The sequence below is a fragment of the Streptomyces sp. MMBL 11-1 genome (assembly GCF_028622875.1).
In the GTDB taxonomy this organism is placed as follows: Bacteria; Actinomycetota; Actinomycetes; order Streptomycetales; family Streptomycetaceae; genus Streptomyces.
In genome coordinates, this window is the sequence record NZ_CP117709.1 from 2,035,839 (window position 1) to 2,061,501 (window position 25,663).

Genomic DNA, 25,663 nt, shown 5'->3' on the forward strand with positions numbered 1-25,663 from the left:
GCTACCGCTCCCGCACCGTCGCCGTGCTGCTCATGTCCGGGTACCGGTCCCCCGCCACCCGGCCCGCGATCGGCTCCAGCAGGTCCAGCTCCCCGGCCGTCAGCGTCAGCCCGGTCGCGGCCACGTTCTCCAGCAGGCGGCTCCGCTTACGGGTCCCGGGGATCGGGACCACGGTCAGCCCGTGCACCCGGGCCCGCTGCTGGACCCAGGCGAGGGCCACCTGCGCGGCGGTCGCCCCGTGTGCTGCGGCGATCCGGTGGACGGGCTCCAGGAGGGCCGCGTTGGCACGGGCGTTGTCGCCGGTGAAGCGCGGCTGCTGCTTACGGAAATCGCCCTCGCCCAGGTCCTTGCCCGCGTCGGTGAAGGCCCCGGTGAGGAAGCCCCGGCCCAGCGGCGAGTACGGCACGAGGGTGACGCCCAGCTCCACCGCCGCACCGAGCGCGCTCTTCTCCACGTCCCGGCTGAAGAGGGACCACTCCGACTGGAGGGCGGCGATCGGGTGCACGGCGTGCGCCTCACGCAGCTCGGGGCCGGTGACCTCGCTCAGCCCGATCTGCCGGACCTTGCCCTGCTGGACCAGCTCCGCCATCGCGCCGACCGATTCGGCGAACGGGACGGCCGGGTCGTGGCGGTGCATGTAGTAGAGGTCGATGACGTCCGTGTCCAGCCGCCGGAGGCTCGCTTCGACGGCGGTGCGGATGTACGCGGGGTCGTTGCTCACGCCCCGGTACCCGGGGTCGTCGGAGCGCACCAGCGCGAACTTGGTGGCGAGGGTGATCTCGTCCCGGTGGGCCCGGACGAACGGTGCCAGGAACTCCTCGTTGGCCCCGCGCCCGTAGACGTCGGCGGTGTCGAGGAGCGTGACGCCGGCTTCCAGGGCCGCGTCCAGGGTGTCCCGGGCGGAGCGCTCATCGGTGTCGCCGTAGAACTCGCTCATGCCCATGCAGCCGAGGCCCTGGACGCCGACCCGCGGCCCGCCGTCGCCGCCGAGTCCGACGGTGGCGATCGTGTTCCTGTCGTTGTCGGTCATCAGGCGCTGTGCCTCTCCGGCGCCCTGCGGGCGCCCGCGTAGAACTCGATCTTGTGGTCGAGGACGGCGAGGGTGTCGTGGAGCTCCGCGATCCGCGTGATCACGTCGCGGCGGGTCGCCTCCAGCAGCTCCTGCCGTTCCTCGAAGGTGGACTCCCCCTCGCGCAGCAGCTCCGCGTACCGCACCATGTCGGCGACCGGCATCCCGGTCAGCCGCAGCTTGCCGACGAAGGCCAGCCAGTCGAGGTCGCGGTTGCTGAAGCGGCGCTGCCCGGTGTGCGAGCGGTCGACGTGGGGCATGAGCCCGATGCGCTCGTACCAGCGGAGCGTGTGCGCGGTGAGTCCGGTGAAGGCGACGACCTCACTGATCGTGTAGCTGTCCCTGCCCGCCGGGCGGGGGTGCTCCTTCGGGGCGGCCGCGCAGGCGTCCACCGCCGGTGAGGGCGGCGGGTGCGCGATGGTCGCGGGAGTGCTCCGGGAGGTTCCGTCGATCACCGTCATGCCCTCCACGCTAGATCCTTGGAGTGCACTCGAAGCAAGGGGGAACCTGGCGCAGCGGGCGGAACGGCGGTTCTTCGGGCTAGGCGCTCCCCCGATGGACGGGGCGCGCATCGCGCCAGATGGACGGGACGCACACCGAAGATGAAGGATTGTTCATCTTCGCTTCATGTTTTTACCGTCCGGGACAGTCAGGGTGAATACATGGCTTTCTCACCTCGTCTGGCGGCCCTGGCAGCCGTCGTCGCCGTGCCCCTCGGCATAGCGGCCACCAGCTATGCCATGACCGACACCTCGGAGGCGCCGAAGGTGCCTCCCACCGTCCAACTGGAGGAGAGCCCGCGCGGCACCCCGCCGCCGAGCGGTGTCACGTCGCCGACCGGCGCCCCGACGCCGAGCGGCTCCCCCACCCCGTCCCGTACACCGGACAGCTCCGTCGTCCCGGGCCCCTCCGCGGCCGACGACGACGATGACGACGACTTCGGCGATGACGGTTAGCTTTCCGAGGATTTCCGCCCGGGTACGGATCCTGCTGTGGTTGCTGGTCGTGATGGCGGTCGCGCTGGGCGCGGTCGCCGTCACCGTGCGTTCGATCCTCCAGCGGGACGTGGACCACCGCATCAGCAAGCTGCTCACCCAGGAGACCGGCGAGTTCGCGAACTTCGTTCCGCAAGGGGTGGACCCGGACACCGGTGGCCGGTTCGACACCGTGGACAAGCTGCTCCGCATCTATCTGCAACGGCAGTACGCCGACCCCGACGAGGAGCTGCTGGGCCTGACCGGCCGTCCCGGCGAGCGGCCCCACGCCATCCGGCAGCGCCGCGAACTGCCGCAGGACATCGCGCTGTGGAAGGACGACGCCTCGCTCACCCGGATCCACGCCTCCAAGGACTCCTTCGGGACGCTGGACCGTCCGCAGGGCGAGGTGCGCTGGGCCAAGGTCGCCATCGGACCTGCCGCGGGCAAGGAGCCCGGGGCGTTCGTCGTCGCCTTTCACCCGGAGCGCGAACGGGCCGTCGCCGACAAGACGTTCTGGATGCTGCTCGCCCTGTCCGGGGTGGCGCTGCTGATGACGACCGGGGTCGGCTGGGCCGTCGCCGGCCGCATCCTCGCGCCCGTCCGGCTCGTCCGGACGACGGCGGCGGAGCTGACCGAGCAGGACCTCACCCGGCGCATCCCCGTGGAGGGCCGGGACGACATCGCGGCCCTCGCCGCGACGTTCAACGCGATGCTCGACCGGCTGGAGCGGGCGTTCGCCGCGCAGCGGGTCTTCGTCGACGACGCCGGGCACGAGCTGCGCACCCCCATCACCATCGTCCGGGGCCACCTGGAGCTGATGGGCGACGACCCGGCGGACCGGGAGGAGACGGTGCGGCTGGTCACGGACGAGCTGGACCGGATGAGCCGCATCGTCGAGGACCTGCTCCTGCTCGCGGGGGCCGAGCGCCCCGACTTCGTGCGCCCCGAACCCGTCCAGCTCGCGGAGCTGACCGCCGACGTGTTCGTGAAGGTGCGGACCCTCGGCGACCGGGAGTGGCAGCTCGACGGCGTCGCGGACCTCGAAGTGCGCCTGGACGAGCAGCGGATGACACAGGCGATGGTGCAGCTCGCGCAGAACGCCGTCCAGCACACCGTGCCCGGCCAGCGCATCCGGATCGGCTCGCGGGCCGAGGAGAACCGCGTCGAGCTGTACGTCGCCGACCACGGGCCCGGGATTCCGCCGGAGGACGCCGAGGTGATCTTCGAGCGGTTCCGCCGGGGGACGTCCCGGCGCGGGACCCGCACGAGCGGCGCGGGGCTCGGCCTCGCGATCGTGAAGGCCATCGCGGAGGGTCACCACGGCCGCGTCGAACTACGCCGGACCGAGGGCGGCGGAGCCACCTTCGTACTCACGCTGGAGACCGCCACATGAATCGCATCCTGATCGCCGAGGACGAGGAACGCATCGCCTCGTTCGTCCAGAAGGGGCTGCGCGCCAACGGCTTCACCACGGTCGTCGCCGAGGACGGGGACCTGGCGCTGAGCCACGCCCTGTCCGGCGGGTTCGACCTGATGGTGCTCGACATCGGCCTGCCCGGCCGGGACGGTTTCACCGTGCTGCGGGAGCTGCGCGAGGCCCGCGTCACGCTGCCGGTCATCGTGCTCACCGCCCGCGACTCCGTGCGGGACACGGTGGCCGGGCTCGAAGGCGGGGCCGACGACTGGATGACGAAGCCGTTCCGCTTCGAGGAGCTGCTCGCCCGGGTACGGCTGCGGCAGCGCACCGCCGCCCGCGCGCCCGAGGTCACCATGTTGCGCAGCGGCAGCCTCGCCCTGGACCTGCGGACGCGCCGGGCGCGCGCGGGCGAGCGGACGGTGGATCTGACGGCGCGCGAGTTCGTGCTGCTGGAGATGTTCCTGCGCCACCCCGGTCAGGTGCTGTCGCGCGAGCAGATCCTGTCCCATGTGTGGGGGTACGACTTCGATCCCGGCTCCAACATCGTGGACGTGTACGTTCGCGCGCTGCGCCGGAAGCTGGGCGCGGAACGGCTGGAGACGATCCGGGGCATGGGCTACCGCCTGCCCTGAGCCCGGCCCCCGGGCCCTGACCTGGGCCGGAGCCCCGCCCCGCGTTCCCGGGGCGGGGCCTTTCGCGTTCCCGGGATGCCTCGGCCGCGGGGTGCGGACCGCTCGGCGAGCTTGATGAAAAGGCCTTCACCGGACACTCATCAGGCGCTCACCCCGCCTTCGGAGGCTGTACAGCGTGCCTCTACCACTCCGGCAGACCGTCGGCCTCTGTGCCGTCCTCGGACTCTGCGCTCTCCTCGCCGTCCCCGGCGCCGCCCCCGGTCTCAGCGTCGACGGGCGGCTCTCCCTCGCCGTCTTCGCCCTCGCCACCGCCGCCTGGATCGCCACGCCGGTGGACGACGCCTACATCGCGCTCGGCGCGGGCCTGGCGCTGACGGTCACGGGGGTGATCAGCAGCGAGACCCTGTTCGCCACCCTGGGCGACGAGACGGTGTGGCTGCTGATCTGCGCCTTCGTCCTGGCGGCGGCCGTGACCCGGACCGGTCTGGCCGGCCGGGCCGCCGTCTTCCTGGTCGGCGGGGCGAGGACCGTGCGCCAGCTGGTGCACCTGACCACGGCCGGACTGGTCGTCACCGCGTTCGCCGTGCCGGCCACGTCGGGGCGTGCCGCCCTGGCGCTCCCGGTCTTCCTGGCGCTGGCCGCCGCCCTGCGTGAGCGCGGCCGTCTGGTGGTGATGCTGGCGCTGCTCTTCCCCACGGTCATCCTGCTGTCGGCCGTCGCGACCCTGATCGGCGCGGGGGCGCACCTGATCACCGTCGGGGTGCTCTGGGAGCAGACCGGCGAGCAGCTGAGCTTCGTGCAGTGGCTGGTAGTGGGGATGCCGTTGGCGGTCGTCTCCTCCCATCTCGCCGCCGAACTGGTGCTGTTCACGACGACCCGGCGCTCCGACCGCAAGGGCTCCGTCACCATCACGGCGGCGCAGATCCAGGAGCACTCCGAGACCGCCGTCGAGGGACCGTTCAGCCCGGCGGAGTCCCGGTGCCTGCTCCTGCTGTCGACGGTCGTCCTGCTCTGGTGCAGCGAACCCCTGCACGGGGTGTCGCCCGCCGTGGTCGCGCTCATCGGCGCGCTGGTGGCGACCTCTCCGGCGCTGGGGACCGTGCGCTTCAAGGACGGCCTGAAGACGGTTCCCTGGCCGCTGCTGCTGTTCATGGCCGCCACCATGGCGATGGGCGTCGCCCTCTCCGACTCGGGTGCGGCCGACTGGCTGGTGGGCTGGATACCCCTGGGGGCGTCCACGCCCCCGTGGGTGTTCCTGACCGGAGTGGTCGTCGTCAGCACGGCCGCCCATCTGGCGCTCCAGTCGCGTTCCGCCCGGTCCTCCGTGCTGGTCCCGCTGGTGATCGCGGCGGCGGTCGGGGCCGGGGTCAACCCGGTCACGGCGGCGCTGGCGTCCACGGCCGCCGCCGGCTTCTGCCACACGCTGCCCTCCTCGGCCAAGCCGGTCGCGCTCTTCGCGGACGTACCCGGCACCCCGACCTACACCCCGCGCGACCTGCTGCGGCTGTCCGCGTTCCTCGCGCCGCTCACCGCCGCGCTCGTCCTCGTCTTCGCCCTCGCCGTCTGGCCGTTGCTCGGCGTGCCCGTCCTCCTGGAGACCCAGCCATGACCCGTCCGACCCGCCCCTCCCACCGCATCGCCATCGCCCCCAGCGGTTTCAAGGAGTCCCTCTCGGCCGCCCAGGTGGCCGAGGCCATCGCCCTCGGCGTACGGCGGGTAATCCCCGACGCCGATCTCGACCTCATCCCGCTGGTGGACGGCGGCGAGGGCACGGCCGAGGCGCTGGCCCTGGCGGGCGGCGGCCGACTGGTCCCGGTCACCGCGACGGGCCCGGTGGGCGATCCGGTCGCCTCGCACTTCGCGCTGCTGGGCGGGCCGGGACCGCTGACCGCCGTCGTGGAGATGGCCGCCGTCGCGGGCCTCGCCCTGGTGCCGCCGGGCCTGCGCCACCCGGGCGCGACCACCACGTACGGCGTCGGCGAGCTGATCCGGGCGGCCCTGGACGCGGGGGCCCGGCGCATCCTCGTCGGCTGTGGCGACTCCGGTACGTCGGACGGCGGCGCGGGCGCCCTCCAGGCGCTCGGGGCCCGGCTGACCGACCGGCACGGCCGTGAACTGCGCCGGGGCGGCGGGGCGTTGCACGAGCTGGAGCACGTCGACCCGTCCGGCCTCGACCCGCGGCTGGCCCGCACGGAACTGCTCGTGGCCTGCAACCCGTACAACGTGCTGTGCGGGAAGCGCGGGGTGGCCCGGGTGTTCGGGCCGCAGAAGGGGGCGACCCCGGCGGAGGTGGAGCTGCTCTCGGCGGGCCTGGAGCGGCTGGCCGACGTCCTCACCCGGGACCTGGCCCCGGCCTTCGCCCCGGCGACCGGTGCTCCGGTCGACCTGCGTACGGCTCCCGGCACGGGTGCGTCCGGCGGCCTCGGGGCCGGCCTCGCCGCCGTGGGCGCGCGCCTGCTCCCCCGTTACGACGTGCTGCTCGACGGTCTCGACCTGGACGCGCGCCTCGCCCGCGCCGACTTCGTGATCACGGCGGAGGGGGCGCTCGACCACCAGACCGTACGCGGGAAGATCCCGGCGGAGGTCGCCCGGCGGGCCCAGGCCGCCGGGGTGCCGGTCCTGGTGCTGGCCGGGACGATCGGGCCGGGCGCGCAGGACGTCCGGGCGGTGGGCGTGGACGCGTACAGCTCGATCCTGCCCGCGCCGATGACGCTGGTGGAGGCGATCGGCAGGAGCGGCGAGTTCCTGGCCGACGCCACGGAGCGCGCGATGCGGATCATGGCGCTCGGCACCCGGCTCGCCCCGCTGGCCGCAGCCTGACGGCGCACGCCCTACGTCCCGGGCTCCCGGCTCCTCAGGGCCCGGGGCCCAGCGGTTCGCGCGGCCGTTAGGCTCGGAGCCATGGAGAGCCTGCGCATCATCGACACCTGGCCGGTCACGACGGCGGCAGCCGCCGTCGTACGGTCGGACGGCACGGTCCTCGGCACGCACGGGCCGGCCGACCACCGCTTCCCCCTCGCCTCGGTCACCAAGCCGCTCGCGGCCTACGCGGCCCTGGTGGCGTACGAGGAGGGGGCGGTCGAGCTGGACGAGCCGGCCGGGCCCGAGGGCTCCACGGTCCGCCACCTCCTCGCCCACACCAGCGGGCTGGCCTTCGACGAGCACCGGGTGACGGCCCCGCCCGGCAACCGCCGCCTGTACTCCAACGCGGGCTTCGAGGTGCTGGGCGACCACATCGCCAAGGCGTCCGGCATTCCGTTCGCGGAGTACCTGCGCCAGGCGGTCCTGGAGCCGCTGGGCATGACGTCCACGACCCTGGACGGCTCCCCCGCCCGCGACGGCGTCTCCACCGTGGCCGACCTGGTCCGCTTCGCCGCCGAGGTGCAGGCCCCCCGCCTCCTCGACCCGCGTACGGTCCTGGAGGCCCAGACCGTCGTCCATCCGGGCCTCAAGGGCGTGCTGCCGGGCTACGGCCACCAGAACCCGAACGACTGGGGCCTCGGCTTCGAGATCCGCGACGCCAAGTCCCCGCACTGGACGGGGAACACGTCCTCCCCCGCCACCTTCGGGCACTTCGGCCAGTCGGGCACGTTCCTCTGGATCGACCCGGTGGCGGGCGCGGCCTGCGTCGCGCTGACCGACCGCGCCTTCGGGCCGTGGGCGGCGGAGGCATGGACGCCGTTCACGGACGCGGTTCTGGCCGAGCTGTCCTGAACCGGCTGCCGCCCTTCTCCGGCGGCGTCAGGCACTCGAACCAGACGGTCTTCCCGCTGCCGTCCCATCGCTTGATGATGCCCCAGTCGTCGGTGACGGCATTGACCAGGACGAGCCCCCGCCCCCCGTCGTCCAGCGGATCGCCCGTGATGGCGAGGGGCACGGCGGGGCTGCTGTCGGACACCTCGACGCGGATGCCCTCACCGCGCGGCAGCCGGAAGATGAAGGTCTTGCCGCGCCGGTCGGGCACGTGCCGCACGACGTTGGAGATCAGCTCGGTGAGCGCCAGTTCGGCGGCGTCGGCGAGGAACATCAGCTCCCAGCCCTTGAGGTAGAGCCGCAGGATGCGGCGCAGATGCCGGGCGGAGTGCTCACCGAGGGCGAAGTCGGCGTGGTAGACGGGCTCCCCGGGATCCCTCCGGGGGACAAGTACGTGATTCATGTCACCAGGCTGCGACGCGATGGCTACGCTCGGCTACGTACCGAAACGAACGCCGCGAGGCGTTGCACCCGGAGGTCCATCCGTGGCCAACATCCAGACGCTCGATCCCGACGCTTCCCCGCTCGCCTACTACGGCGGGGAGTTGCGCCGCCAACGCGAGGCCCAGGGCCTGACGCAGCCGCAGTTGGGCACCATCATCTTCTGCACGGGCTCGCTGGTCGGCCAGATCGAGACGACGAAGAAGATCCCCACCCGTGACTTCTCCGAGCGCGTGGACGCGGCGCTGGGGACGGACGGGACGTTCTCGCGGCTGGTGGGGCTGGTGCTGCGGAGCCAGTTGCCGACGTGGTTCCAGCCGTACGCGGACATGGAGGCGAAGGCCGCGTACATCTCCACGTACCAGGCGCAGGTGGTCTACGGGCTGTTGCAGACGGAGGAGTACGCGCGGGCGCTGCTGGCCCCCGGCATGCCCGACGACCCGGACCGTTTGGTGGCGGCTCGCATGGAGCGCCAGCGCATCCTGGAGCGGGAGAGGCCGCCGCTGGCCTGGGCGATCCTGGACGAGGCGGTGCTGTACCGGACGATCGGCGGCCCTGCGGTGATGCGCGCCCAACTCCAGAAGCTGTTGGATTACTCGGCGCACCGCTGGATGCGGATTCAGGTGTTGCCATTCGAGGCTGGCGAACACGCCAGTTTGGATGGCTCGTTCACCGGCATGCGCTTCGACGACGACCCGGACATCGTCTACACCGAGGACCTCATCTCCGGCCACATGACGGCCAATCCAGAAACGGTCAGGGAAGCCTCGCTCCGATACGCTCATCTGCAAGCCGCCGCCCTCTCCGTGGGGGAATCGGCGGCGCGGATCAGCCGCGTGATGGAGGAACGTTATGCAGACCAGCACTGACCTGAAGAGCGCGGAATGGCGTAAGTCCAGCTACAGCGGCACCACCGGCGGCGACTGCGTCGAGTGCACCGTGACCGGCGGCGCGGCCTGGCGGACCTCCTCGTACAGCGGCACCACCGGCGGCGAGTGCGTCGAGACCGCCGTCGGCTCCCCCTGCGGGTCCGTCCCCGTCCGCGACAGCAAGAACCCGACCGGTCCCGCCATCGTCCTCGGAGCCCCCGCCTGGCAGGCGTTCGTCGACGGGCTGCGCTGACACGACCTTCACCGGGAGCAGGGCGGTACGGGCAACTGGCCCCCGTACCGCCCTGCTCGGCGTCGTAGCGCGTGCGTACGAAATCCGGTCACCCGGAAATCGGCCCCCGGCATAGCTTCGCGCCTGACTCCGATCGGTCTGCGCCAAGCCTCGGGGGGGGCGAGATACACCACCAGCGCCCTGCAGACCAACATGAACCTCGGGCTTCAGCCCGAGGAGCAAGTCAAGCGATCACGTTCTCGCTCCTGCTCGTCCCGACCCTGCTGGTCGCCGTTCTGGCCGTCCGCGCACGCAAGGACGGACCCGGCCCCGGGTGAGCGGGGGGACGGAGTGGCAGAGTGAGCCCATGTCTGCCTACGCGACCATGCCCTTCCACCTGGAGACCGAGCGCCTGATCCTGCGACCGTGGGACGGGTCGGACGCCGCCGAGTTCAGCGACCTGCTCGCCGAACGCGGCAAGGGGAAACCCCCGGTCGAGCGCATCCGGACGTCCATAGCGGAGTTGCTCGCCGCGACGGAGACCACGGGGATCGCCCTGCTGCCCATCCAGCGCCGTGAGGAGGGCGACTTCATCGGCTACTGCGGGCTGATCATCGGCCGCACCACCCTGGAGGAGCCCGAGATCGCGTACGAGCTGTTCCAGCGCGCCCACGGGCACGGCTATGCCACCGAGGCGGCCGGCGCGGTGCTCCAAGCCGCCGCCGCGACCGGGCGGAAACGGCTCTGGTCGACCGTCGCCATGTGGAACACCGCGTCGCTCCGCGTCCTGGAGAAGCTCGCGTTCGAGCGGGACCACGTCTCCACGGAGGAGAACGGCGAAGTGGTCTGGCTCACCCGCACGTTGCCGTGAGGCGGGCCGGCCGGCCGCACGCCGCGCGCTGCTAGATTCATCCGCCATGCGATCACGAGAGTACGACCTCGAATTCCGTGAACGGTCCACCCGTATACGCGACGCGGGAGCCGGTCTGCTGGTCCTGTCGGCATTGCTGTGGGGATGGTGCGCCATTCTGCTTCTGACGGATTACGAGGTGGAAACGCGCAACGGCCACACCGACGAGTGCGCGGCGCGCCTGTTCACGGAGGGCGGCACGGCCAACGAAGGGGCCTGGCGGGGCGATTGGTGTGCGGACGAACGCGACTGGCCCGAGGCGCTGGCCGTCCTGGGGCTGTCCCTTCCCGTATCGCTCGTGGGGACCGCGCTGTTCACGACCGGCCACGTGAGCCGGCGGATGAGCGGGCACTCCCAGGCGATGCGTGAGCTGGACCGGATCGCGGACGAGCGGGAGAAGCGGGAGAAGGGCGCCGGGGCCTGACCGCGTTCCCGGCCGGTCACGCCCGCCCGGGAATTCGGTCGCCCCCTGGGAGGCGAGCCGTTAACTTCCCTCCGGACGCCGTGGGATTGGCCGGGGCGCGACGACGAGGAGCTGCGCATGAACGACCACGATCGGCGGACCGACCGGCTGAGCATCCTGATCGAGCAGTTCGACCAGGCGCGGGAGACGGCTCAGGTCAGGCTGAAAGGCCTCGGGGACGAGGAGTACCTGTGGGAGCCGGCCCCCGGAAGCTGGTCGATCCGCCGCCGGGAGGACGCGGTGACGCCCCGGGCGTACGGTCCTGGCGCCTGGGTCATCGACAAGGGGGCGCCGGAGATCCCGGCGAGCGAGTACGCGGAGGTCGCACGGCAGGCGGCGGGCGGGATGTCCGTGGCGAAGATCGCCGAGGACTGGAGCGTCAGCGCCGAACGGGTCGAGGAGGTCCTGGCGTTCACCGGTGAGCCGGAGCCCGACGTCGTGCCGATCACCACCATCGCGTGGCGGCTCGGTCACCTGCACTCCGACTTCGCGGGCCGGTGGGAGTGGACCTTCGGCGAACGGCGGCGGGACCCGCACCTGCTGGTCGACTTCACGCCGTCCGCTTCCCTGGCGCTGGACCGGTTCTGGGAGACCCTCGACCGGCACCGCGCGAGTATCGCCACGCTCACCGACGAGCAGCTCGACACGGTCGGCCTCTCGCGGTATCCGTACGGCTCCGACCCCGACGACCCGTACATCGGCGTGCTGGCCAACGCCAATCTGGAACTCATCCACCACATGGCCGAGATCGCGCTGCTGCGCGACCTCTGGCGGGCCCGCGTCCCCGCTTAGCACTCACCCCGCCAGCTCCCACACCAGCAGCTCCGCCGGCCCCGCCACCGCGACCGCCTCCAGGCCCTGGGCCCCGGTGATCCGGGCGGCGTCGCCGGGGCCCAGCTCCTCGCCGCCCAGCGCGACCCTCCCCCGCACCACATGCACGTACAGGCGCACCGCGTCCGGGACCGCCGTGCGCTCGCCCCCGGCCAGGCGGCGGGCATGGAGCATCGCGCGCGCGCCGGGCAGGGCGTACGGGGTGGAGTCGGCGATGCCGGGGACGACCGTGTACGAGGGTTCGCCGTCCGGCTCCAGGGGGGCCAGCCACATCTGGAGGAAGGTCAAGGGGGCCGTGCCGTCGTTGCGTTCGACGTGGCGGACCCCGGAGGCGGCGCTCAGGTGGGCCACGTCCCCGGCGCGGACAACGGTGGAGTGGCCGGCCGAATCGCGGTGGGTCAGCTCGCCCTCGACGACCCAGGTGACGATCTCCGTATGGCTGTGCGGGTGCTCCTCGAAGCCCGCGCCCGGGGCGAGGCGCTCCTCGTTGCAGGCCAGGATCGGGCCGAAGCGGAGGTTGTCCGGGTCGTAGTGGGGGCCGAAGGAGAGGGCGTGCCGGGTGACGATCCCGGCAGCCTCGTCCCCGCCCGGGTAGCGGTCATCGGACCGGTGCACGGAAATCACCCGGCCACGGTAGCCCGGGGGCGCCCGTCGCACGGCCGCCCGAGCGAAACAGTGGCTCCCCTCGCACAGCCACCGGAACGGAACGGCTGCGTCAGGTGTTCGCCTACCTGCCGGTACGGGGCACCGTCCGCCCCGGCCCACCGATCCACCGGCCCGATAAGGCAGTCTTGTCCTCGTGCCCCGACCCGATCCTGAGCAGCCCCCCGCCCACGACGCCCACCTGCACGCCGCGACCCTGAAACGGCTGGAGCAGTCCTCCGGCCGGCTGGCCGCGAACGCGATTGCCCGCATGGACGAATCGCTGCCGTGGTACCGGGCGATGCCTCCGGAGAACCGGTCGTGGATCGGCCTGGTCGCCCAGGCCGGCATCGCCGCGTTCACCGAGTGGTTCCGGCATCCCGAAACCCCGCAGGCCATCTCGACCGACGTGTTCGGCACCGCTCCGCGCGAACTGACCCGGGCCATCACCCTGCGGCAGACCGTGGAGATGGTGCGCACCACGATCGAGGTCATGGAGACGGCGATCGAGGAGGTGGCCGCCCCGGGCGACGAGTCGCTGCTCCGGGAGGCTCTCCTCGTCTACGCGCGCGAGATCGCCTTCGCCACCGCCCAGGTCTACGCCCAGGCCGCCGAGGCCCGGGGCGCCTGGGACGCCCGGCTGGAATCCCTCGTGGTGAACGCGGTGCTCTCCGGCGAGGCCGACGAGGGGGCCGTGTCGCGGGCCGCCGCGCTCGGCTGGAACTCGCCCGAGCACGTGTGCGTGATCCTCGGCACCGCGCCCGACGGGGACAGCGAGCTGACCGTGGAGGCGATCCGGCGCGCCGCCCGGCACGCCAAGCTCCAGGTCCTCACCGGCGTCCTGGGCAACCGCCTCGTCGTCATCGCGGGCGGCAGCGACAACCCGCTCCAGGTCGCGAAGGGCCTGATCGGGCCGTACGCCGCCGGACCGGTCGTCGCGGGCCCGGTGGTGCCGGACCTGCTGGCGGCGACCCGGTCCGCGCAGGCGGCGGCGGCCGGGCTGAAGGCGTGCCTGGCGTGGCAGGACGCGCCCCGGCCCGTCCTCGCGGACGATCTCCTCCCGGAGCGGGCGATGGCCGGAGACCCGGCCGCGCGGGACCAGCTGGTGGAGGAGATCTACAGACCGCTGGAAGAGGCCGGTTCGGCTCTTCTGGAGACGCTGAGTGTCTATCTTGAGCAGGCGAGCAGCCTGGAAGGCGCCGCCCGGATGCTTTTCGTGCACCCCAACACCGTGCGCTACCGGCTGCGACGTGTGACCGACGTCACCGGATGGTCGCCTTCCGATGTGCGCTCCGCGTTCACGCTGAGGATCGCCCTGATCCTGGGGCGCTTGGCCGCGGCGGATCCTCAGTCCTAGACTTTTGTTGGACTTCAACAATTCCCCCGACGGTTCTTCGTCCCTGTCCCCACGGGCGTGCGGAGCCGTCCACAAGAGAGAGTGTGAGGGTGCTCGTACTCGTCGCTCCCGGCCAAGGCGCTCAGACGCCCGGCTTCCTGACTCCCTGGCTCGACCTCCCCGGTGCCACCGACCGCATCGCGGCCTGGTCCGACGCCATCGGGCTCGACCTTGCCCACTACGGCACACGCGCCGACGCGGACGAGATCCGCGACACCGCCGTGGCCCAGCCGCTCCTGGTCGCCGCCGGACTGCTCTCGGCGGCCGCCCTGGACGTCACGCCGTCCGTCGTCGCCGGTCACAGCGTCGGTGAGATCACCGCCGCGGCGCTCGCCGGTGTCATCGACGACGAGGCCGCGCTGCGCTTCGTCCGCACCCGGGGGCTCGGCATGGCCGAGGCCGCCGCGGTCACCGAGACCGGCATGGCGGCCCTCCTCGGCGGCGACCCCGAGGTGTCGGTCCCGCACCTGGAGAAGCTCGGCCTGACCCCGGCCAACGTCAACGGCGGCGGACAGATCGTCGCCGCGGGCACCGCCGCCCAGATCGCCGCCCTGGAGGCCGACATGCCCGAGGGCGTGCGCCGGGTCGTCGTGCTCAAGGTGGCCGGCGCGTTCCACACGCATCACATGGCCCCGGCCGTGGAGAAGCTGCGCGCGGCGGTCGGCGACCTCACGGTCTCCGACCCGACCGTGCGTTACGTTTCGAACGCCGACGGCCACACCGTGGCCACCGGCACCGAGGTCGTCGCACGGCTGGTCGGGCAGGTCGCCAACCCGGTCCGCTGGGACCTGTGCATGGAGACCTTCCAGTCGCTGGGCGTCACCGCGCTCATCGAGCTGAGCCCCGGCGGCACGCTGACCGGGCTCGCCAAGCGCGGGCTGCCCGGCGTGAAGACGCTCGCGCTCAAGACCCCCGACGACCTCGACGCGGCCCGCGCGCTCGCTTCCGAGCACGCGGGCGTGTAAGGAGCGAGCATGTCGAAGATCAAGCCCAGCAAGGGCGCCCCGTACGCACGGATCATCGGGGTCGGCGGCTACCGCCCGACCCGGGTCGTGCCGAACGAGGTGATCCTCGAAACGATCGACTCCTCCGACGAGTGGATCCGCTCCCGCTCCGGCATCGTCACCCGCCACTGGGCCTCCGAGGAGGAGACCGTGGCCGCGATGTCGATCGAGGCGTCCGGCAAGGCCATCGCCGACGCGGGCATCGATCCCGAGCAGATCGGCGCGGTCGTCGTCTCGACCGTCTCGCACTTCAAGCAGACCCCGGCCGTCGCCACCGAGATCGCCCACAAGATCGGCTCGGGCAAGCCCGCGGCCTTCGACATCTCGGCCGGCTGCGCTGGTTTCGGTTACGGCCTCACCCTCGCCAAGGGCATGATCGTCGAGGGCTCCGCGGAGTACGTCCTCGTGATCGGCGTGGAGCGGCTCAGCGACCTGACCGACCTGGAGGACCGCGCGACGGCCTTCCTGTTCGGTGACGGCGCGGGCGCGGTCGTCGTCGGCCCCTCCCGGGAGCCGGCCATCGGCCCGACCGTGTGGGGCTCCGAGGGCGACAAGTCGGAGACCATCAAGCAGACGGTGGCCTGGAACGACCTGCACGTCGGTGACGTCTCCAAGCTGCCGCTCGACTCGAAGGGCGAGATCAAGTTCCCGGCCATCACACAGGAGGGCCAGGCGGTCTTCCGCTGGGCCGTCTTCGAGATGGCCAAGGTCGCGCAGCAGGCGCTGGACGCGGCCGGGATCGCCCCGGAGGACCTGGACGTCTTCATTCCGCACCAGGCCAACATGCGGATCATCGACTCGATGGTGAAGACCCTGAAACTGCCGGAGCACGTCACGGTCGCCCGTGACATCGAGTCCACCGGCAACACGTCCGCCGCCTCGATTCCGCTCGCGATGGAGCGGCTCCTGGCGACGGGTCAGGCGAAGAGCGGCGACACCGCGCTCGTCATCGGCTTCGGGGCGGGTCTCGTCTACGCCGCGACGGTCGTTACTCTCCCCTAGGCACACCGGACCTTTTGGTCCGTACGCACGCACCCCGAAGAAACCCACCGAAGGAGCCCCAAGATGGCCGCCACGCAGGAAGAGATCGTCACCGGTCTCGCCGAGATCGTCAACGAGATCGCCGGTATCCCGGTCGAGGACGTCCAGCTGGACAAGTCCTTCACCGACGACCTGGACGTCGACTCGCTGTCCATGGTCGAGGTCGTCGTCGCCGCCGAGGAGCGCTTCGACGTCAAGATCCCCGACGAGGACGTCAAGAACCTCAAGACGGTCGGCGACGCCGCCGAATACATCCTGAAGCACCAGGGCTGATCCCAGCCCGGCTGTGTCGCCACCCGGCGGTGGCGCCGCTGATTCACGACCCTCTACACGTGGAGAAGATTTTCCAGTGAACTCGACCAATCGCACCGTGGTCGTCACCGGTATCGGCGCAACCACTCCGCTGGGTGGCGACTCCGCATCGACCTGGGAAGGTCTGATGGCCGGCCGGTCCGGCGTCAAGCCTCTCGAAGGCGAGCGCTTCGCCGAACTGCCCGTCCGGATCGCCGCCCCCGCGGCCGTCGACCCGGGCGACGTCCTTCCCCGCCCGCTGGCCCGCAAGCTGGACCGATCGGCGCAGTTCGCGCTGATCGCGGCCCGCGAGGCCTGGGCGGACGCCGGCTTCACCGCCAAGGCCGGCGAGGACGAGAGCATCGCCCCCGAACGCCTGGGCTCGGTCATCGCCTCCGGCATCGGCGGCGTGATCACCCTGCTCGACCAGTACGACGTGCTGAAGGAGAAGGGCGTACGCCGCGTCTCCCCGCACACCGTTCCCATGCTCATGCCCAACGGCCCGGCGGCCAACGTCGGCCTGGAGGTCAACGCCCAGGCCGGTGTCCACACGCCCGTCTCCGCCTGCGCCTCGGGCGCCGAGGCGATCGGGTACGCCGTCGAGATGATCCGTACCGGCCGTGCCGACGTGGTCGTCGCCGGCGGCACCGAGGCGGCGATCCACCCGCTGCCGATCGCCGCGTTCGCCAACATGATGGCGATGTCCAAGAGCAACGACGAGCCCGAGAAGGCCTCACGTCCGTACGACACCGGCCGGGACGGCTTCGTCCTCGGCGAGGGTGCGGGCGTCGTCGTCCTGGAGTCCGCCGAGCACGCCGCCAAGCGCGGCGCGACGGTCTACTGCGAGGTGCTGGGCCAGGGTCTGTCGGCCGACGCGCACCACATCGCGCAGCCCGAGCCCACCGGGCGGGGCATCGCCGCCGCGATGCGGAACCTGCTGGACACCAGCGACCTCAAGCCGTCCGAGGTGGTCCACCTCAACGCGCACGCCACGTCGACGCCGCAGGGCGACCTCGCGGAGATCAAGGCGCTGCGCCTGGTGCTGGGCGACGACCTCGACCATGTCGCGATCTCGGCGACGAAGTCGATGACGGGTCACCTGCTGGGCGGCGCGGGCGGCATCGAGACCGTGGCGACGGTCCTGGCGCTGCGCCACCGCATCGCCCCGCCGACGATCAACATCGACGAGCTGGACGAGGCGATCGACGCGGACGTCGTGCGCGGTGAGCCGCGGGTGCTGCCCGAGGGGCCGATCGCGGCGATCAACAACTCGTTCGGATTCGGCGGGCACAACGTGGTGCTGGCGTTCCGGTCGGTCTGAACCTGCCTGTACGGCTGAAGCCCGCTTCCCGTTCCGTCCGGGAGGCGGGCTTCCGCATGCGGCCCCTCCGGCGATTGAGGAGCGGGGTCCGGGGCAGAGCCCCGGGTCACACCACCTGGTGGAGCCAGCGGACGGGCGCGCCCTCGCCCGCGTGGCGGAAGGACTCCAGCTCGTCGTCCCAGGGCTTGCCGAGGAGGGAGGCGATCTCGGCCTCCAGATCGCTCTCGCCGCGCACCGATCGGGCCAGCGCCGCCCGCAACCGGTCCTCGGGGATCAGGATGTCGCCGTGCATGCCGGTGACGGCGTGGAAGATGCCGAGGCCGGGGGTGGAGCTGTAGCGCTCGCCCTCGGCGGTGGGGCACGGCTCGGCGGTCACCTCGAAGCGCAGCAGGTCCCAGCCGCGCAGGGCGGAGGCGAGCTGCGAGGCGGTGCCGACGCGGCCCTTCCAGGAGAACTCGGACCGCCAGGTGCCGGGGGCGGCCGGCTGTCTGATCCAGTCCAGCTGGACCCGCACACCGAGGACGCCCGCCACTGCCCACTCGACATGTGGGCACAGCGCGCGCGGTGCGGAGTGAACGTACAGGACTCCACGTGTCGTCACCGGAACCTCCCGTGTGGGACGAGGTACGCCTTCCCCAGCGGCCTCGCGGCCATACCGCCTCTTTTCGGCCGGTCCCCGAGGTTGTCATCAGTAAACAGCATCGGGAGTTAATCTCCTGAAAAGGGACAGTATGTGACGTGACGTAATGTACCGGAGCCGCCCGGGTGTGCGCGGGCGGGCGGGACGCCGCTGGTTCGACGGGGAAAAGCTACCGTGCGCCGGGGCCGTCCGTGTGACGTACCGTCGGTCTCGGGCCCCTGATTCGCCGGCTTTCACCCGGCAGGGCGCGCACAGCCCCGACCTGGGGATCGTGTGGTTGCCGGGGGGCATGTCCAGAGGCATAGGCCACTGGTTGACCGGAGGGGATCCGACCGATGCCGGAGCGAGTGACACGCCCACGTACGCGTACCGCCGTCGCGGCGTTGACGGCGCTCTCGTGCGTCGGCGTCGCCGCGCTCGCCGGATGCGGCGGCGACGGGGCGGACGGCGGCGTGTCGCGGAACGCGCCCGCGGCCTCGCGCGGCGCACCGCCGTCCCCCTCCCCCACCCCGGACTGGAACCCTCGGCCCGGGTCGGTCGCGGCGGTCGGGGACTCGATCACCCGGGGCTTCGACGCGTGTTCGGTGCTGGCCGACTGCCCCGAGGTGTCGTGGGCGACCGGTTCGGACGCCGCCGTACGCAGTCTCGCGGTCCGGCTGCTCGGCCCGTCCGAGGCCGCGGACCGCAGCTGGAACCACGCGGTGTCGGGGTCCCGGATGGCGCAGTTGCCCGAGCAGATGGCGCTGGCGGCGAAGGAGCGGCCGGAGCTGGTGACGGTGATGACGGGCGCGAACGACGCGTGCCGGGACTCGGTGCGGCTGATGACGCCGGTGGCGGACTTCCGGGCGTCGTTCGAGGCGTCGATGCGGCAGCTGCGGGCCGGGGCCCCGAAGGCGCAGGTGTACGTCTCCAGCGTGCCGGACCTGAAGCGGCTCTGGTCGACGGGGCGGGCGAACGAGCTGGGCAAGAAGATCTGGCAGCTCGGGATCTGTCAGTCGATGCTGGCCGACGCGGACGATCTGGGCCCGGCGGCCGTGGCCCGGCGGGACGCGGTGCGGGAGCGGGTGGTCGCGTACAACGGGGTGCTGCGGGAGGTGTGCGCGAAGGACCGGTACTGCCGGTACGACGGCGGGGCGGTGTTCGACTTCCGCTTCACGGGGGCGCAGCTCAGCCAGTGGGACTGGTTCCACCCGAGCCGCGACGGCCAGGCCCGGCTGGCGGAGATCGCCTACCGCACCGTCACCGCCCCGGAGCCGCCCGCGCAGGACCGGTGAACCGGGCCTCCGGCACGGGGCACGGGGTACGCGCACCGGGCCGGGGCGGGTCGTCTCAGCGGGCCAGGCCCAGGGTGACGCCGAGGCCGACCAGGACCGAGCCGATCGAGCGGTTGAGGGCCTTCTGGCGGCGCAGCATCGCGCCGCGCAGCCGTGAGTGCGAGAAGAACAGCGCGACGAGGGCGAACCAGCCGAGGTGGGCGGCCGACATGAACAGGCCGTAACCCGCCTGCTGCCACAGCGCGGTGCCGGGTCCGACGACCTGGGTGAAGGTCGCGACGACGAACAGGGTCGTCTTCGGGTTGAGGGCGTTGGTCAGGAAGCCGCTGCGCAGCGCCCCGGCCGGGGAGAGCCCCGGCCGGTCCGTCAGGTCGACGTCGAGGTCGGCGCGGGCCTGGAAGGTCCGCACCCCGATGTAGATCAGATAGGCGGCGCCCGCCAGCTTGACCGCGGTGAACAGGGCGGTCGAGGAGGCGATGAGCAGCCCGACGCCGAGCATCGTGTACGTGACGTGGACCAGGACGCCCGCAGCGACGCCGGTGGCCGCGAGGACGCCGGTGGTGCGCCCGTACAGATAGCTGTTGCGCACGACCATCGCGAAGTCGGCGCCCGGGGAGATGACCGCGAGGACGGTGATGGCGGCGACCGCCAGCAGTTCGCTCACGCGGTCCACGCCCGGGGCGCCGGTGCGTCACCGCTGTCGGCGGTGCCGGGGCCCGGGTCCGGGTCCGCCGCCGCCTCGGGGTCCACCAGGTCGCGGGCGAGGAGGGTGGCCCCGGCGACGGCTCCCGGCATCAGGAACACCGCGACGAAGGGGATGAGGAAGGCCAGGGTCAGCGGGACGCCGAAGCCGAGCACCAGCATCCGGCGCCCGCGCAGCAGGACGAGGCGGTCCTTGAGGACCATGCCCCGGCGCTGGAGGGCGACGGCGGTCAGCTCCTCGGCCAGGAAGTAGCCGGAGACGCAGAAGCCGATCGCGGGGACCGCGGTCTGCCCGATGACGGGGATGAAACCGCAGGCGAAGAGGACGATCCCGTACAGGGCGACGCGCAGCAGGATGCGCACGGAGTCGCGGGCGGAGATCCACAGTTCCCGCCAGAGCGGCAGCCCGGACTCGGGGACGTCGCCGCCCTCGCTGCGGTCGACCTCCTCGGAGAGCGACTCGTAGAAGGGCTGGCCGACCAGGAGGGTGACGGCGGTGAAGGTGATGACCGCGAGGAACAGGCCGAAGACGAAGACGAGCGCGGTCAGCCCGGTGCGCAACAGGCCCTGCCAGGGCGAGGACCAGTCGTCGGCGAACGGGGTCGCCCAGCCGACGAGGTCGTCGGCTCCGTAGCCGAGTCCGATCAGCGCTCCGGCGTAGACGACAAGGGTGACGAGTCCGGGCAGCAGCCCGAACCCGAACCATCGCCCGTGTCGGGCAACCCAGCGCTGCCCCTTCATCAAGTAGCCGAAACCCGCCCCGAGATCACTCATGGACGTCAGCGTACTGGCGGGTGGAGAGCGGTGAGGACCGCGCCCCGGGGCGGGGTGCGGTCCTCACGTGGCGCTGGGGCCTGCGGTGCTGCGGTGCTGCGGTGCTGCGGTGCTGCGGTGCTGCGGTCAGACGACCGAGAGCGTGACCTCGATGTTGCCGCGCGTGGCGTTCGAGTACGGGCAGACCTGGTGGGCCTTCTCGACGAGCGCCTGCGCGGTGGCGGCGTCGACGTTCGGGATGGAGGCGCTGATCGCGACCTCCAGGCCGAAGCCGCCGGCCTCCGTCCTGCCGATCGAGACCGAGGCGGTCACGGTCGAGCCGGAGACGTCGGCCTTCTCCTGGCGGGCGACGACGCCCAGCGCGCCCTGGAAGCAGGCGCTGTAGCCCGCCGCGAAGAGCTGCTCGGGGTTGGTGCCCGCACCGCTGCCGCCCATGGCCTTCGGCGGGTTGACGACGACGTCGAGCTGACCGTCGTCGGAGGAGACCCGTCCGTCGCGGCCGTTCTCGGCGGTGGCGACGGCGGTGTAGGCGACGTCGATCTTCTGGATGGTCATGGTGTGAGGATTCCTCCTGTTGGTGCGCCGCGACTCGCGCCCACGATCGCGACGGCCTGCGGATGAGCCTAACGGGTGACCGTGACCGGCAGGGGGCGGGTCAGACCAGGGAGACGATCATCTTCCCGGTGTTCTCCCCGCGCAGCAGCCCGACGAACGCGTCGTAGCCCTTCTCGATGCCCTCGACCTTCGTCTCCCGGTACTTCAGCTCGCCCGAGGCCAGCCATCCGGCGACCTCCTCGACGAACCGGGGCTGGAGGTCGGCGTGGTCGCCGACGAGCATGCCCGTCAGGCGCAGCCGCTTGCCGATGATCAGCGCCATGTTGCTCGGGCCGGGGGTCGGCTCGGTCGCGTTGTACTGGGCGATCATTCCGCAGATGGTGGCGCGGCCGTGCACGTTGAACGAGGAGATCGCGGCTTCGAGGTGCTCGCCGCCGACGTTGTCGAAGTAGACGTCGATGCCGTCGGGTGCGGCTTCCTTGAGCTGGTCGCGGACGGGCCCGTTCTTGTAGTTGAACGCGGCGTCGAAGCCGTACTCCTCGGTGAGGAGCCTGACCTTCTCGTCGGAGCCCGCGGAGCCGATGACCCGGGAGGCGCCCTTGAGCTTCGCCATCTGGCCGACCTGGCTGCCGACGGCGCCGGCCGCGCCGGAGACGAAGACCGCGTCGCCCTCCTTGAAGGAGGCCACGTCGAACAGGCCCGCGTAGGCGGTGAGTCCGGTCATGCCGAGCACGCCGAGGTAGGCGGAGAGCGGGGCGAGGCCGGGGTCGACCTTGACCGCGTTCTTCGCGTGCACGTCGGCGATCTCGCGCCAGCCCTGGCCGTGCAGGACGTGGTCGCCGACGGCGAAGCCCTCGGCGTTCGAGGCGATGACCTCGCCGACCGCGCCGCCGTCCATGGGGTGGTCGAGCCGGAAGGGCGGGGTGTAGGACTTCACGTCGTTCATCCGGCCGCGCATGTACGGGTCGACCGAGAAGTGCTTGTTGCGGACGAGGACGCGGCCTTCGGCCGGAGCGGCCACCTCGGCCTCCCGCAGCGCGAAGTCCTCGGCCTTGGGCCAGCCGTGCGGGCGGGCGACCAGGTGCCATTCACGGCTGGACGTGGGAAGTGCTGCAGACATGGGCTCGGGTTCTCCTCAATGTCATACGAGGGTGTGGGCTTCCGCGCCCGATGGCGCGAGAAGCTTCATGACATGAAACAACCATGCTCTTGAATATTTCATGATGTCAAGTAAATCGGTACGCTGTGCTCCATGGCCACTCGCACAGACCCCCTGACCCTCGAGGTCGTCGAGCTCATCGGCGCCGTCGTGGCGCGCTACCACGAGGAGTACGACCGGGCCGCCGCCGAGCACTCCCTCACCGGGGCGCAGGCACGCGTGCTCGGGCTGCTCTCGCTGGAGCCGCTGCCGATGCGGAAGATCGCTCTCAGGCTGAAGTGCGAGCCGTCCAACGTCACCGGGATCATCGACCGGCTGGAGACCCGGGAGCTGGTCGAGCGCAGACCCGATCCGGCCGACCGGCGGATCAAGCTGGCCGCCGCGACGGAGAAGGGCAGGCACACGGCCCGCCGGCTGCGGGACGCGCTGGACTTCGCCCGGGAGCCGCTGGCCGGCCTCTCCGACGCCGAGCGCACGGTCCTGCGGGACCTGCTGCGCCGGATGCTGGGCGAGGCGCCCGCCTAGGTCCTGTCGTCAAACTGCCGTCTGCCGCGCTACGGGCGACGACGGCAGTTTGACGAAAGGACCTAGGTGCACCACCACAGGAAGCGGGTGCAGGTCGGGGACGGCGTCGGGGTGGGCGTCGGGTCCGCCGGGGGCGGTGGGGGTGCGGGGGCGGTCGTCGACTCCCGCGGATCGTCCGGCTCCCCCGGATCGTCCGGCCCCGGCGGATCGGCGGGCGGGCTGTCGGGGGCGTCGGACCGGCCCGTGCCGTCGGGGTCCGGGGAGGCGGTGGGCTCATCCGTGTCACCCGTGGCGGAGGCTTCGGGGCTCGGCGCCCGCGAGGAGTCGCCCCCGCCCTTGCCGGCCGGTGAGGCGTCCGTCGAGGGGCCCGTGGTCGCCCCGTCCGGGGAGTCGACCGGGCCGGGGTCACGGGGCGCGTCGGCGGACGGCTCCCCGGGCGTGGCGCCGGACGGGCCGGACGGCGATTCGCGTACGAAGTCGGCGGCGGTGTCGTCCCGCCCGGGCTCCATGGCCAGTTCCGCCAGGCTCAGCGCGCCCGCCGCGAGGAGCAGCCCGAGGGCTCCGAGCAGGACGGTCCGGCCGCGCCGTCGATGGCCGCCGCGGGCCCGGCGCCGCGCACCGGGGCGGGGAGCGTCGGGCCGGCCGCCGGCCGCCCTGGCGCCCCGCCTGGTCGCCCGTCGGGCGTCGCGTCGGACGCCGCCCGCGTCGACGGGCGCCGCCGCCCCGTCCGGGGCGGGACCCGCGGGCGCGGGCACGTCGTAGGGGCCCAGCGCCTCGGCGGGAGTTCCGCACCCGGCGCAGGCCAGGGCTCCGTTGAGATGCCGTCGGCACGGGGGGCAGTAATCCATGGCGCCCGCAGAGTAGGCGCGCGCGGAACAACCAGGGAAGCCGCACAGGTGAGGATCTTGTGACGAAGCCCGGATGGCGCGGACGGCCGGTCCGATACGCCTGACACGCGGGAGGATGGGCGGCATGACCGCTCCCGCCCCCTTCGGCCCCCTCCAGTTCCAGCTCGTACTGCTGCGCCGGATGGCCGACCACCAGCCGGGCCTGGTCGAGGAGGCCCGGCACGAACTGAGCGCCTCACTCGGCGACATGCGGGAGGCCAACCGCCGCTGGCAGGCCATGGTCCGGGCGCCCCGGGGGCGGGGGGCGCTGCGGCGCTACCGCTCGGTCCTCGGCGAACCGGAGGCGACCCTGCCGCGCCGGGTCGGGGACCTGGAGTGCGAGGCGCTGCTGTGGCCGGTGCCGCTCTGGCCGGACCTGCGGTTCGAGGTGATGGCCGGGCCCGGCGGGGCCGTGTGGAACGCGTGGCTGGTGCGGGCCCCGGGCGCGGCCGGGCCGGAGCTGACCTCTCCGGAGGCGCTGCGCCCGTGGTCCTGCACCGTGGACGAGGCGGCCCGCGCCTTTCCCCCGGCCCGGCCGATGGAGGGCAGCGCCCCGACCCGGTGGTCGCTGGCCGTCACCGACCCGGCCACCGGCCGGGAGCGGGTCGCCGAGTTCACCTGGGGTCTGTTCCAGCGACTGCTTCCGGCCCGCTGACCTGAGGATCCGTCAGCTCCTGTCCCCTTACGGCGCAGCTCAGCGCGCGCGACGGGCGGGAGAGCGCGACCATGCAAGGAGAGACCGGCTGCCGCCGGTGCCACCGTCCGCGCTCTCGGGAGAACTCGCCGTGACCGTCAGCCTTGAGCAGTTGCAGCGTTGCCATGTCGCCGTCGATCTCGGGGCCGCGAGGACCCGGGTGTACGTCAAGGGGCTCGGGCTCGTCGTCGACGAACCGAGCGTCGCCGCCGTCAACACCCGTACCGGCTCCCTCATCGCCGTCGGCGCGCTCGCCGAGCAGATGACCGGCCGCACCCCGGAGTACATCCGGGTGGCCCGTCCGGTCTCCGGCGGCACGGTGGTCGACATCGAGATGGCCCAGCGGATGCTGCGCCATCTGCTGGGCGACAAGCTCCGCCGCCAACTGCGCCGCAAGCCCCGGCTGCGCGCCGCCGCCTGCACCCCGCACGAGGCCGATCCGCTGGCCCAGCGCGCGACGGTGGAGACCCTGGTCGGGCTCGGCGCCCGCCGGGTCGAGCTGGTGGACACCCTGATCGCGGCGGCCGTCGGCTGCGGGCTGCCGGTCGAGCAGCCGACCGCCACCATGATCATGGTGTGCGGGGCCGCCACCACCCAGATCGCGGTGCTCTCGCTCGGATCGATCGTGACCGCCGTCCGGATCCCGGTGGGCGGCAACGCGATCGACGAGGCGATCATCCAGCATCTGCGCCAGCACCACGAGCTGCTCCTCCCGAGCCAGTCCGTCCGCCCGCTGCAGCTGGCGCTGCACGGCAACGGCCTCCAGCTGACCGGCCCCGCCCTCACCGAGATCCACGGCCGTGACGTGGCGACCGGTCTGGCCCGCTCGGTGGAGGTCGACACCGCCGCGGTGCGGCGGGCCATCCACACCCCGCTCACCGCGGTGCTCGACGGGGTGGGCAAGGTCCTCCGCGCCTGCCCGCCGGACCTGGTCGCCGACCTCGCGGACCGGGGAATCATGATGGTGGGCGGCAGCGCGCTGCTCCCGGGCCTCGACCAGATGCTGCGCGACGCGACCGGAATGCCGGTGCACATCGCCGAGCGCCCCGACGTCTGCTCGGTGCTCGGCCTGGGCGCGATGCTGGACGGCAAGATCCAGCCGATGGTCCTCAGCCCGCTGGCGGGGTGAGCGCGTCGGCACGGACCGGGCGGTGGCACGGCCGA

The 25,663-nt window shown here is 72.3% G+C and carries 30 protein-coding genes; 20 read left to right on the plus strand and 10 right to left on the minus strand.

What is annotated here, in order from left to right:
- Position 1 precedes the first annotated feature (1 nt).
- A complete protein-coding gene (locus tag PSQ21_RS08720; RefSeq protein ID WP_274029862.1) occupies positions 2–1,030 on the minus strand; it encodes an aldo/keto reductase in 1,029 nt (342 codons plus the stop codon).
- Positions 1,030–1,530, minus strand: coding sequence for a MerR family transcriptional regulator (locus tag PSQ21_RS08725; protein ID WP_274029864.1), 501 nt, complete (start codon positions 1,528–1,530; stop codon positions 1,030–1,032). Before PSQ21_RS08725 ends, PSQ21_RS08720 begins: the two co-directional genes overlap by 1 nt.
- A gap of 201 nt (positions 1,531–1,731) precedes the next feature.
- On the opposite strand from PSQ21_RS08725, the gene PSQ21_RS08730 reads away from it, so the two are divergent.
- From PSQ21_RS08730 to PSQ21_RS08755, 6 genes are all read left to right on the plus strand, one after another.
- Positions 1,732–2,025: a small hydrophilic protein gene (locus PSQ21_RS08730; protein WP_274029865.1), complete on the plus strand. Its 294-nt coding sequence runs from the start codon at positions 1,732–1,734 to the stop codon at positions 2,023–2,025.
- On the plus strand, positions 2,015–3,439 hold the full coding sequence (locus tag PSQ21_RS08735; RefSeq protein ID WP_274029866.1) for a sensor histidine kinase: 1,425 nt from the start codon (positions 2,015–2,017) through the stop codon (positions 3,437–3,439). Before PSQ21_RS08730 ends, PSQ21_RS08735 begins: the two co-directional genes overlap by 11 nt.
- The gene (locus PSQ21_RS08740; RefSeq protein ID WP_274029867.1) at positions 3,436–4,095 is read left to right on the plus strand and encodes a response regulator transcription factor; all 660 of its coding nucleotides are present in this window, start codon (positions 3,436–3,438) and stop codon (positions 4,093–4,095) included. The genes PSQ21_RS08735 and PSQ21_RS08740 overlap by 4 nt, the downstream gene beginning before the upstream one ends.
- 175 nt (positions 4,096–4,270) lie before the next feature.
- On the plus strand, positions 4,271–5,704 hold the full coding sequence (locus PSQ21_RS08745) for an SLC13 family permease (RefSeq protein WP_274029868.1): 1,434 nt from the start codon (positions 4,271–4,273) through the stop codon (positions 5,702–5,704).
- Positions 5,701–6,915 carry a glycerate kinase family protein gene (locus PSQ21_RS08750; protein WP_274029869.1) on the plus strand — a complete coding sequence of 405 codons (1,215 nt, stop codon included), beginning with the start codon at positions 5,701–5,703 and terminating at the stop codon, positions 6,913–6,915. The genes PSQ21_RS08745 and PSQ21_RS08750 overlap by 4 nt, the downstream gene beginning before the upstream one ends.
- Positions 6,916–6,996: 81 nt before the next feature.
- A complete protein-coding gene (locus PSQ21_RS08755) occupies positions 6,997–7,809 on the plus strand; it encodes a serine hydrolase domain-containing protein (RefSeq protein ID WP_274029870.1) in 813 nt (270 codons plus the stop codon).
- On the opposite strand, the gene PSQ21_RS08760 is transcribed toward PSQ21_RS08755, so the two are convergent.
- The gene (locus PSQ21_RS08760) at positions 7,778–8,251 is read right to left on the minus strand and encodes an ATP-binding protein (protein WP_274029871.1); all 474 of its coding nucleotides are present in this window, start codon (positions 8,249–8,251) and stop codon (positions 7,778–7,780) included. The two genes, PSQ21_RS08755 and PSQ21_RS08760, sit on opposite strands and share 32 nt — an antisense overlap.
- 82 nt (positions 8,252–8,333) lie before the next feature.
- On the opposite strand from PSQ21_RS08760, the gene PSQ21_RS08765 reads away from it, so the two are divergent.
- From PSQ21_RS08765 to PSQ21_RS08785, 5 genes are all read left to right on the plus strand, one after another.
- The gene (locus PSQ21_RS08765; RefSeq protein ID WP_274029872.1) at positions 8,334–9,158 is read left to right on the plus strand and encodes a helix-turn-helix domain-containing protein; all 825 of its coding nucleotides are present in this window, start codon (positions 8,334–8,336) and stop codon (positions 9,156–9,158) included.
- Complete coding sequence (locus PSQ21_RS08770; RefSeq protein ID WP_274029873.1) at positions 9,142–9,411, plus strand: DUF397 domain-containing protein; 270 nt, start codon at positions 9,142–9,144, stop codon at positions 9,409–9,411. Before PSQ21_RS08765 ends, PSQ21_RS08770 begins: the two co-directional genes overlap by 17 nt.
- A 346-nt stretch (positions 9,412–9,757) precedes the next feature.
- Positions 9,758–10,261, plus strand: coding sequence for a GNAT family N-acetyltransferase (locus PSQ21_RS08775; protein ID WP_274029874.1), 504 nt, complete (start codon positions 9,758–9,760; stop codon positions 10,259–10,261).
- Between the two features lie 46 nt (positions 10,262–10,307).
- Complete coding sequence (locus tag PSQ21_RS08780; protein WP_274029875.1) at positions 10,308–10,724, plus strand: hypothetical protein; 417 nt, start codon at positions 10,308–10,310, stop codon at positions 10,722–10,724.
- Positions 10,725–10,841: 117 nt separating this feature from the next.
- Positions 10,842–11,555, plus strand: coding sequence for a DinB family protein (locus PSQ21_RS08785; protein WP_274029876.1), 714 nt, complete (start codon positions 10,842–10,844; stop codon positions 11,553–11,555).
- A 3-nt stretch (positions 11,556–11,558) separates the two neighbouring features.
- Here the strand turns inward: PSQ21_RS08785 and PSQ21_RS08790 are convergent, their stop codons facing one another.
- A complete protein-coding gene (locus tag PSQ21_RS08790; protein WP_274029877.1) occupies positions 11,559–12,218 on the minus strand; it encodes a pirin family protein in 660 nt (219 codons plus the stop codon).
- Between the two features lie 175 nt (positions 12,219–12,393).
- On the opposite strand from PSQ21_RS08790, the gene PSQ21_RS08795 reads away from it, so the two are divergent.
- The 5 genes from PSQ21_RS08795 to fabF all read left to right on the plus strand — a co-directional run bounded on the left by PSQ21_RS08795 (position 12,394) and on the right by fabF (position 17,289).
- Positions 12,394–13,593, plus strand: coding sequence for a PucR family transcriptional regulator (locus tag PSQ21_RS08795; RefSeq protein ID WP_097865906.1), 1,200 nt, complete (start codon positions 12,394–12,396; stop codon positions 13,591–13,593).
- An 89-nt stretch (positions 13,594–13,682) separates the two neighbouring features.
- Entirely contained in the window at positions 13,683–14,597 is a 915-nt protein-coding gene (locus tag PSQ21_RS08800) for an ACP S-malonyltransferase (protein WP_274029878.1), read from the plus strand.
- A gap of 9 nt (positions 14,598–14,606) precedes the next feature.
- Positions 14,607–15,638, plus strand: coding sequence for a ketoacyl-ACP synthase III (locus PSQ21_RS08805; RefSeq protein WP_274029879.1), 1,032 nt, complete (start codon positions 14,607–14,609; stop codon positions 15,636–15,638).
- A gap of 63 nt (positions 15,639–15,701) precedes the next feature.
- Positions 15,702–15,950: an acyl carrier protein gene (locus PSQ21_RS08810; RefSeq protein WP_028439857.1), complete on the plus strand. Its 249-nt coding sequence runs from the start codon at positions 15,702–15,704 to the stop codon at positions 15,948–15,950.
- Positions 15,951–16,026: 76 nt separating this feature from the next.
- Positions 16,027–17,289 carry a beta-ketoacyl-ACP synthase II gene (fabF, locus tag PSQ21_RS08815; RefSeq protein WP_274029880.1) on the plus strand — a complete coding sequence of 421 codons (1,263 nt, stop codon included), beginning with the start codon at positions 16,027–16,029 and terminating at the stop codon, positions 17,287–17,289.
- Positions 17,290–17,395: 106 nt separating this feature from the next.
- Here fabF and PSQ21_RS08820 read toward each other — a convergent pair whose 3' ends face one another.
- Positions 17,396–17,890: a DUF3145 domain-containing protein gene (locus tag PSQ21_RS08820; RefSeq protein WP_274029881.1), complete on the minus strand. Its 495-nt coding sequence runs from the start codon at positions 17,888–17,890 to the stop codon at positions 17,396–17,398.
- A gap of 374 nt (positions 17,891–18,264) precedes the next feature.
- On the opposite strand from PSQ21_RS08820, the gene PSQ21_RS08825 reads away from it, so the two are divergent.
- The gene (locus PSQ21_RS08825) at positions 18,265–19,203 is read left to right on the plus strand and encodes an SGNH/GDSL hydrolase family protein (protein WP_274029882.1); all 939 of its coding nucleotides are present in this window, start codon (positions 18,265–18,267) and stop codon (positions 19,201–19,203) included.
- Between the two features lie 55 nt (positions 19,204–19,258).
- Here PSQ21_RS08825 and PSQ21_RS08830 read toward each other — a convergent pair whose 3' ends face one another.
- From PSQ21_RS08830 to PSQ21_RS08845, 4 genes are all read right to left on the minus strand, one after another.
- Complete coding sequence (locus PSQ21_RS08830; RefSeq protein WP_274029883.1) at positions 19,259–19,867, minus strand: LysE family transporter; 609 nt, start codon at positions 19,865–19,867, stop codon at positions 19,259–19,261.
- Positions 19,864–20,679 (minus strand): EI24 domain-containing protein, encoded by an 816-nt coding sequence (locus PSQ21_RS08835; RefSeq protein ID WP_274029884.1) that lies wholly within the window; start codon positions 20,677–20,679, stop codon positions 19,864–19,866. The genes PSQ21_RS08830 and PSQ21_RS08835 overlap by 4 nt, the downstream gene beginning before the upstream one ends.
- A gap of 126 nt (positions 20,680–20,805) precedes the next feature.
- A complete protein-coding gene (locus PSQ21_RS08840) occupies positions 20,806–21,234 on the minus strand; it encodes an organic hydroperoxide resistance protein (protein ID WP_274029885.1) in 429 nt (142 codons plus the stop codon).
- Between the two features lie 100 nt (positions 21,235–21,334).
- Positions 21,335–22,354 (minus strand): NADP-dependent oxidoreductase, encoded by a 1,020-nt coding sequence (locus PSQ21_RS08845; RefSeq protein WP_274029886.1) that lies wholly within the window; start codon positions 22,352–22,354, stop codon positions 21,335–21,337.
- A gap of 132 nt (positions 22,355–22,486) precedes the next feature.
- On the opposite strand from PSQ21_RS08845, the gene PSQ21_RS08850 reads away from it, so the two are divergent.
- Positions 22,487–22,918 (plus strand): MarR family winged helix-turn-helix transcriptional regulator, encoded by a 432-nt coding sequence (locus PSQ21_RS08850; protein WP_274029887.1) that lies wholly within the window; start codon positions 22,487–22,489, stop codon positions 22,916–22,918.
- Between the two features lie 62 nt (positions 22,919–22,980).
- On the opposite strand, the gene PSQ21_RS08855 is transcribed toward PSQ21_RS08850, so the two are convergent.
- The gene (locus PSQ21_RS08855; RefSeq protein ID WP_274029888.1) at positions 22,981–23,766 is read right to left on the minus strand and encodes an SCO2400 family protein; all 786 of its coding nucleotides are present in this window, start codon (positions 23,764–23,766) and stop codon (positions 22,981–22,983) included.
- A 124-nt stretch (positions 23,767–23,890) separates the two neighbouring features.
- On the opposite strand from PSQ21_RS08855, the gene PSQ21_RS08860 reads away from it, so the two are divergent.
- Together PSQ21_RS08860 and PSQ21_RS08865 are read left to right on the plus strand one after the other, a co-directional pair.
- The gene (locus tag PSQ21_RS08860; RefSeq protein ID WP_274029889.1) at positions 23,891–24,460 is read left to right on the plus strand and encodes a hypothetical protein; all 570 of its coding nucleotides are present in this window, start codon (positions 23,891–23,893) and stop codon (positions 24,458–24,460) included.
- 130 nt (positions 24,461–24,590) lie between these two features.
- A complete protein-coding gene (locus PSQ21_RS08865) occupies positions 24,591–25,628 on the plus strand; it encodes a rod shape-determining protein (RefSeq protein ID WP_274029890.1) in 1,038 nt (345 codons plus the stop codon).
- The last annotated feature ends 35 nt before the right edge of the window (positions 25,629–25,663 follow it).

Bases quoted from the DNA above. Each gene is read 5' to 3' on its own strand.
- PSQ21_RS08810 (WP_028439857.1), top strand. From the start codon at position 15,702: ATGGCCGCCACGCAGGAAGAGATCGTCACCGGTCTCGCCGAGATCGTC.
- PSQ21_RS08785 (WP_274029876.1), top strand. From the start codon at position 10,842: ATGAACGACCACGATCGGCGGACCGACCGGCTGAGCATCCTGATCGAG.
- PSQ21_RS08775 (WP_274029874.1), top strand. From the start codon at position 9,758: ATGTCTGCCTACGCGACCATGCCCTTCCACCTGGAGACCGAGCGCCTG.
- PSQ21_RS08725 (WP_274029864.1), bottom strand. From the start codon at position 1,530: ATGACGGTGATCGACGGAACCTCCCGGAGCACTCCCGCGACCATCGCG.
- PSQ21_RS08720 (WP_274029862.1), bottom strand. From the start codon at position 1,030: ATGACCGACAACGACAGGAACACGATCGCCACCGTCGGACTCGGCGGC.
- PSQ21_RS08740 (WP_274029867.1), top strand. From the start codon at position 3,436: ATGAATCGCATCCTGATCGCCGAGGACGAGGAACGCATCGCCTCGTTC.
- PSQ21_RS08730 (WP_274029865.1), top strand. From the start codon at position 1,732: ATGGCTTTCTCACCTCGTCTGGCGGCCCTGGCAGCCGTCGTCGCCGTG.
- PSQ21_RS08735 (WP_274029866.1), top strand. From the start codon at position 2,015: ATGACGGTTAGCTTTCCGAGGATTTCCGCCCGGGTACGGATCCTGCTG.
- PSQ21_RS08850 (WP_274029887.1), top strand. From the start codon at position 22,487: ATGGCCACTCGCACAGACCCCCTGACCCTCGAGGTCGTCGAGCTCATC.
- PSQ21_RS08750 (WP_274029869.1), top strand. From the start codon at position 5,701: ATGACCCGTCCGACCCGCCCCTCCCACCGCATCGCCATCGCCCCCAGC.
- PSQ21_RS08845 (WP_274029886.1), bottom strand. From the start codon at position 22,354: ATGTCTGCAGCACTTCCCACGTCCAGCCGTGAATGGCACCTGGTCGCC.
- PSQ21_RS08780 (WP_274029875.1), top strand. From the start codon at position 10,308: ATGCGATCACGAGAGTACGACCTCGAATTCCGTGAACGGTCCACCCGT.
- PSQ21_RS08825 (WP_274029882.1), top strand. From the start codon at position 18,265: ATGCCGGAGCGAGTGACACGCCCACGTACGCGTACCGCCGTCGCGGCG.
- PSQ21_RS08805 (WP_274029879.1), top strand. From the start codon at position 14,607: ATGTCGAAGATCAAGCCCAGCAAGGGCGCCCCGTACGCACGGATCATC.
- PSQ21_RS08760 (WP_274029871.1), bottom strand. From the start codon at position 8,251: ATGAATCACGTACTTGTCCCCCGGAGGGATCCCGGGGAGCCCGTCTAC.
- PSQ21_RS08855 (WP_274029888.1), bottom strand. From the start codon at position 23,766: ATGGATTACTGCCCCCCGTGCCGACGGCATCTCAACGGAGCCCTGGCC.
- PSQ21_RS08770 (WP_274029873.1), top strand. From the start codon at position 9,142: ATGCAGACCAGCACTGACCTGAAGAGCGCGGAATGGCGTAAGTCCAGC.
- PSQ21_RS08860 (WP_274029889.1), top strand. From the start codon at position 23,891: ATGACCGCTCCCGCCCCCTTCGGCCCCCTCCAGTTCCAGCTCGTACTG.
- PSQ21_RS08835 (WP_274029884.1), bottom strand. From the start codon at position 20,679: ATGAGTGATCTCGGGGCGGGTTTCGGCTACTTGATGAAGGGGCAGCGC.
- PSQ21_RS08840 (WP_274029885.1), bottom strand. From the start codon at position 21,234: ATGACCATCCAGAAGATCGACGTCGCCTACACCGCCGTCGCCACCGCC.
- PSQ21_RS08755 (WP_274029870.1), top strand. From the start codon at position 6,997: ATGGAGAGCCTGCGCATCATCGACACCTGGCCGGTCACGACGGCGGCA.